At 71.8% G+C, this 6508-nt stretch carries 3 protein-coding genes and 1 pseudogene; 2 read left to right on the top strand and 2 right to left on the bottom strand.

Annotated features, from left to right (window positions below):
• Nucleotides 1–308 (bottom strand): hypothetical protein (locus AWZ10_RS04750; RefSeq protein WP_060890513.1); only part of this gene is annotated, 308 nt, incomplete at its 3' end.
• A 361-nt stretch (nucleotides 309–669) separates the two neighbouring features.
• Nucleotides 670–4860 carry a bifunctional nitrate reductase/sulfite reductase flavoprotein subunit alpha gene (locus AWZ10_RS04745; protein ID WP_060890514.1) on the bottom strand — a complete coding sequence of 1397 codons (4191 nt, stop codon included), beginning with the start codon at nucleotides 4858–4860 and terminating at the stop codon, nucleotides 670–672.
• A 393-nt stretch (nucleotides 4861–5253) separates the two neighbouring features.
• Here AWZ10_RS04745 and AWZ10_RS04740 point away from each other — a divergent pair, with 393 nt between their 5' ends.
• On the top strand, nucleotides 5254–5643 hold the full coding sequence (locus AWZ10_RS04740) for a cell division protein SepF (protein ID WP_013000139.1): 390 nt from the start codon (nucleotides 5254–5256) through the stop codon (nucleotides 5641–5643).
• 306 nt (nucleotides 5644–5949) lie between these two features.
• Nucleotides 5950–6508 (top strand): annotated as a pseudogene (locus tag AWZ10_RS04735) (ATP-binding protein); the annotation flags it as partial.

Below are 6508 nucleotides of genomic sequence, written 5' to 3'. Positions count from 1 at the left end.
GTGGCGCCCGTGCCGGCCAGCACCGCGCTGCCGGACCCCTCCGACTCGGGCGTCGCACCGGTGTCGGGCGCGCCGCTGGGGACGACGGAGACCTGGCTCGGCACCGGGCCGGCGTCGCCGTCGTTCGGGGCCCTGGTGGGTTCGGCCGAGGACGGGGGCTCGGTGGCCGGGGACGGGACCGTGCTCGGCGCCGCCGAGGCCTCCTGCGGCGCGACGGTCGGGCTCGTGTCGTCGGCGAACGCGGGCAGCGCGGTCGCCAGCACGGCGGTGAAGGCGAGTGCCGCGGCACTGAGGACGGTTCGGCGCATGAGTCGCTCTCTCTCGTCGGGTTCAACGGGCCGTCCGCCCCTTCCGGTTCGACGGGGCCGACGACTTCGTGGGCCGCCCGGCCGGTTGCCCGGCACGCGGCGGCATCACGTATCGAGCGGAGAGACGAGACAGCGGCGAGACGCGTTGTAAAGAGATGGCAAAGTCGTTGTGCAGGTGTTTTCGGAGGAACTTCCGGGGGACTGCCGGAGGGGCTTTCGGGGTGGAGGGTTCGCCCTGACCCGCCCTGCCCGCCCCGCCCTGCCTTGCTCCGCCCGGTACGCGCGGTGTCGGGGCGGGATCCGAATCGAGGCCGGTGAAGACTGCTCAGGGACTGGCTCAGGCACTGGCTCGGGGACCCGCTCAGTACACGTCCCGCACGTACCGCTTCTCCGTCGACAGTTGCTTCATGTACGCGGCGGCCTCGCCCTCGGTCATCCCGCCGTGTGTGACCGCGATGTCCCGCAGGGCCCGGTCGACGTCCTTCGCCATGCGGGAGGCGTCGCCGCAGACGTAGAAGCGGGCGCCGTCCTGGAGCCAGTGCCACAGCTCGGGGCCGTGCTCACGCATACGGTCCTGGACGTAGACCTTGGCGCGCTGGTCACGGGAGAAGGCGGTGTCCAGCCGGCTGAGCACGCCCGACTCCTGCAGGGCCGTCAGCTCCTCCTGGTAGTAGAAGTCCGTCGCCCGGTGCTGTTCCCCGAAGAACAGCCAGTTGGGCGCCCGGTGGCCGAGGGCCCGCCGTTCCTGGAGGAACCCGACGAAGGGGGCGACGCCGGTGCCGGGGCCGACCATGATCATGGGGGTCACCGGGTCGGCCGGTGGCCGGAAGTGCGGCGAGCGCTGCACGAAGACCGGCACCTCCAGGTCCGCCTCGCCGTCCGCGAGGAAGGGCGAGCAGACCCCGCCGCGCGGGCGTCCGTGCAGGTTCTCGTACCGCACGACCGACACCGTCAGCGAGACGTGGTGAGGGTCGACGAGCGGGCTCGACGAGATGGAGTACAGCCGGGGCTGGAGCCGTTTGAAGACGCCGGTCCATTCCTGCGCGGAGGCCCGTACGGCGAACTGGGTCACCACGTCGACGGCCTGCCGTCCCCAAGACCACTGGGCCAGCCCGTCCTTGTTGTCCGGGCGCATCAGTTTCTTCAACTCGCGGTTGTCCCGCGTCCGTTCCGAGACGAAGCGGAGCAGGTCCGAGGTGATCCGGGTGATGTCGAGATGCCGGTGCAGGGCCTCGGTGAAGGGCACTGTGCCGACTCCGTTGACCTCCACGGGAGTCGAGCCGTCCAGGCCGGTCACCGCCAGCCACTCCGTCACCAGACCACTGGAGTTGACCGGCCGCACGCCGAGCGCGTCGCCCGCCTCGTACGACAGACCCGTCCCGCTGGTGTCGAAGGTGAACCGGCGCACCTCCTTGCCCGCCCCGGGCAGGCTGAGCAGCCGGTTGCCGACCAGTCGGGCGGCGGCTGGCGCGGGCTTGGCGGAACGGGTGGGCGTGGGTGCGGAAGCGGGTACGGACGCGGGCGCGATGATCTGAGGGACGGTGGCGCCGGTGAAGGCCTGCGGCTTCGTTCCCGGAGCCATGGGCTCACCGCCGCCCGCGTTCCCCTCCGTCTCCGTGCCGAGCGCCGTGATGACCTGTCCCAGCCAGGCGTCCGCCGACGGCTCGTAGTCCGGCTCGCAGTCCGTACGCGGGGCCAGGCGCACCGCGCCCAACTCGTCGAGCCGGGCGTCCAGTCGGCGGCCGTGTCCGCAGAAGTCGTCGTAGGAGGAGTCGCCGAAGGCCAGCACGGCGTAGCGCACACCGTCCAGGCGGGGGGCCTCCTGGTGGGACAGCGCGTCCCAGAACCCGGAGCCGTTGTCGGGCGCGTCGCCGTCCCCGAAGGTGCTGGTGATCAGCAACAGGTCTGCCCCGAGCGGCAGTTGCTCCGGTTCGGCCTCGTCCATCCCGACGAGTGTCGCCCGGTGTCCGGCGGCCCCGAGATGCTCGGCGGCCGCCACCGCGAACTCCTCGGCCGTCCCGGTCTGCGAGGCCCACAGCACCACGACCTCACGCCCGGCGGGTCCGGCGGCGGGTGCCGGGCTCGGGGCCGCCGAGCGCGAGTACATCCCGGCGAGCACCCCGTTCACCCACACCGCGTGCTCAGGACTGAACGGAGCGTCCGCCGGCAGTACGGGCACTCCCCGCACCCCGGAGCCGAGCCCGGCGAGGAAGCCGGTGAGGTACTGGCGCTCCTGGGCGGACAGGACGGGCGGGGGAGAGGGTTCGAGACCGAACGGGTTGGCACCCGGGGTGACCGCCGTCGGTACGGTCACCGCCGCCGGGACGAGCGTCCCGGTGGGTTGGCTCGCGACAGGCGCCGGCGCCTGTACCGCTGCCGACACCCGTACCGGCGCCGCCACCTTCGCCAGCGACACTGCGCACACCTTCAACTCCGGCTGGAACGACAGCGGATCCACCGCGTCGCTCGTCACCGCGTTGATGCTCAGATACTCGCCGAACAGGTCGTTCCAGTGGAACGGCGCGAACACGCACCCGGGCATCACCCGGTCCGACACCACCGCCGGGAGCACCGCACGCCCCCGCCGCGACGCGACCTCCACGGAGTCCCCGTCCTGGACGCCCAGTTCACGCGCGTCCTGCGGATGCACCTCCACGAACGGCCCGGGGTTCAGCTTGTTGAGCTTGGCGACCCTGCCCGTCTTCGTCAGGGTGTGCCACTGGTGCTGCAACCGCCCGGTGTTGAGCACGAACGGATAGTCGTCGTCCGGCATCTCGGCGGCCGGCATGTGCGGCCGGGCATGGAACACGGCCCGCCCACTGGCGGTGGGGAAGACGAGCCCTCCGTCCGCCCCGGCATCGGCGTAGCGGATCGGATTCCGCGCGGGCCCGTCCTCCGCGGCCGCCGGCCACTGGACCGACCCCGACCGCAGCCGCTCGTAGCTCACGCCCCGCAGATCCCACCCGGTCTTCGGGTTCCACGCCCGCTTGATCTCCTCGAAGACCTGCTCGGCGCCGTCGTACGAGAACCCCTTCTCGAACCCCATCTCCCGTGCGACGGCCGCGATGATCCGCCAGTCGGCCATGGCCTCGCCCGGCGGATCGGCGGCGGGGGCCGCGAGCGTCAGATTCCGCTCGCTGTTGATGAGGACCCCCTCGGACTCGGTCCACAACGCACCCGGCAGGACGACATCGGCGTACGCGTTGGTCTCGGTGTCGGCGAAGACGTCCTGCGTGACGACGAACTCGGCGGCCTCGAGGCCCTCGATCACGGTCTTCCGGTTGGCGACCGAGGCGACCGGGTTGGTACAGATGATCCAGCAGGCCTTGATCTCCCCGTCGGCCATCTTCTGGAACATCTCGACCGTGCCCTTGCCGACCCCGTCCTTGCGCAGGCTGTCCGGTGCCAGCTCCCACAGGTCCTCGACGAACGCCCGCTCCTCGTCCACGAGCACGGACCGCTGGCCGGGGAGCCCCGGCCCCATGTAGCCCATCTCGCGACCGCCCATGGCGTTGGGCTGGCCGGTGAGCGAGAACGGGCCGCTGCCCGGACGGCAGATCGCGCCGGTCGCCAGATGCAGATTGACGAGCGCGTTGGTGTTCCAGGTGCCGTGCGTGGACTGGTTGAGGCCCATGGTCCAGCAGCTCGTCCACTCGGCGGCCTCGCCGATGAGCCGTGCGGCCTCGCGGATGTCGTCCGCCGGGATACCGGTGATCCCGGCGACGGTGTCCGGCGCGTACTCGGCGAGGAAGTCGGGCATCGCCTCCCAGCCCTCGGTGTGGGCGGCGATGAAGACCGGGTCCGTGTGCCCGTCCGTGTGCAGGAGATGGAGAAGTCCGTTGAGCAGGGACAGGTCCGTGCCCGGACGTATCTGCAGGAACAGATCGGCCTTCTCGGCCGTCGCCGTGCGACGCGGGTCGACGACGATCAGCTTCGCGCCCGCCTTGACCCGGTCCATCATCCGCAGGAACAGGATCGGGTGGCAGTCCGCCATGTTCGAGCCGATGACGAGGAAGACGTCCGCCTTGTCGAGATCCTCGTACGAGCCGGGCGGCCCGTCGGCGCCCAGCGACAGCTTGTAGCCCGTGCCGGCGCTCGCCATGCACAGCCGCGAGTTCGACTCGATCTGGTTGGTGCGGATGAAACCCTTGGCCAGCTTGTTCGCCAGATACTGGGCTTCGAGGCTCATCTGGCCGGAGACGTAGAAGGCGAACGCGTCGGGCCCGTGCTCGTCGATGATCGCGCGCAGCCGCCGGGCGGTCTCGGCGATCGCGTCGGAGACCGGCGCGGGGACCGGCTCGTCGCCCCGGTCGTCCCGTACGAGGGCGGTGGTGAGGCGGCCGGGCGCGGCCAGCATGTCGGCCGTGGTCGCGCCCTTGGTGCAGAGGCGGCCGAAGTTCGCCGGGTGGGACTTGTCGCCCGTCGCCCGCAGGACCGTTCGCCGGCCGTCGGGACCCATCCCGACGTCCAGGAGCATGCCGCAGCCGACACCGCAGTACGAGCACACGGTCCGCACCTGGGTCGTGGTGCTCTGCGGGCCCTGTGCGGCCACGAGCGGCCCCTCTCTGTCGGCGTCCGGGGTCCCCGGTCGGTCGTCCGGTCGGTCCACCGGTCACTGTCCGGCGCGGCGGCCGGTTGCCTGTCCGGCGCGGCGGCCGGTTGCTGCCTGGTACGGCGGCCGCTCGGCTTCCGCTCAGCTTCCGGGACACGGCCCGGCAGCTTCGATCGTACGAATTGCCCGTTACGCCTGTGTCACATGACCTGATCATGAGGCGTTACGCCCGCCACACACGGCCGCGCAAGGGGCTGTGAGGGCGTGTTCCGGCCGTTGTTCCGGAAGGAGGTGTCGCGGTCCGTGTCGCTGTTGGGCCGAACGGGTGACCATGCGTAAGAATTGGCTGATGCAGTCATTCAGTGCGAGCCAGGGGGAAGGCCGGTGAACAGGGTGAACAGCCACGATGTCACCGACGAACAGTGGGAGGGGCTCGCCCAGGTCGTGCCGTTGCGGGGCCGGGACGCCTGGCCGTCGGCGGTCGGCCACCGGACCATACCGGAAGCCGAGACCGAGGCCCGGCGCCGCTTCGTGGTGCTGCGCGTCAACGTCTTCGCGGACGCCCGTGACGTGGCAGAGACGCTGATGGCGGGCATTCCGGTGCTGCTGGATCTGTCGGGTGCGGAGGCCGATACCGCCAAGCGCGTGCTGGATTTCAGCACAGGGGTGGTTTTCGGCCTCGCCAGCGGAATGCACCGGGTCGACCGGAACGTGTTCCTTCTCACGCCGCGCGGAACCGAGGTGCGGGGGCTGATGGAAGGCGCCGGGGTGCCCGGGGTGTGACGCGGGGTGCCGGAGTCCCCGGGATGCGACGCGGGGCGTCGGGGCCGGGGGGGCGATGAGAGTGACGCCCGCGGGCAAGTGCTCCCCTTGCGGAGTCCTTTGGTCTCGCGCGGAGCCCTTCACGTCGTCCGGGGTGCTCGCGGCCGGTCCTCGGCGCTCGCGATCGACCCTTGGCGCTCCCGGTCCGTCCAGGGCGCTCCCGATCGGCGCGGGGCGCCCTCGCTCCGTCCAGGGCGCTCCCTCGATCGTAGGAAGATCGCCTGGGCGGAACGGTTTGCCTGACAGGTGGGCCCTTACTGTCCGCATATGACCGTGTCATCCCTGTCGCCGAAGCTGCCCGGCGCGGACGCCGGAGCGCGTCCGGAACGGCCGAGCGTCACCGAGCTGCGGCTCTCCGCCTTCGCCGGGCACCGTGGCGCCTTCCTCCCGCTGGGGCCGCTGACCCTCCTCGCGGGGCGCAGCGGCAGCGGCAAGACCACCGCGCTCCGGGCGTACGAGGCGCTGGCGAGACTCGGCGGCGGCGCCCACCTCGACGAGGCCTTCCCCGACCCGCGCGGCTGCGTCCCCGAACGGGCCCGCCCCGACGCCCAACGGCGGCGCGGTTTCCGCATCGGCTGCACGGCCGACGGTCCCGAAGGGCCCGTACACCTCGATGTCGCCGTGCAGGCCGAGCCCGAACTCCGCATCGTGGGCGAGCGGTTGACGTCCGGCGGGCTCACCCTGCTGCAGACGGCGCTCGTCGACCCGGGCCGCCCCGTGGTCCAGGCCTCCTGGCACACGGCCGGCACGTCCCCGGTCACCCGTGGCCCGCTGCCCGACGACCGCCTCGGCACCGCGCTGCTCCCGCTGCGCGTCGCCGGCAAGA

This window comes from Streptomyces europaeiscabiei (assembly GCF_001550375.1).
Classification (GTDB): Bacteria; Actinomycetota; Actinomycetes; order Streptomycetales; family Streptomycetaceae; genus Streptomyces; species Streptomyces europaeiscabiei.
Note: the sequence above shows the minus strand (reverse complement) of the source record. Positions and strands in the feature narration are given on the sequence as shown.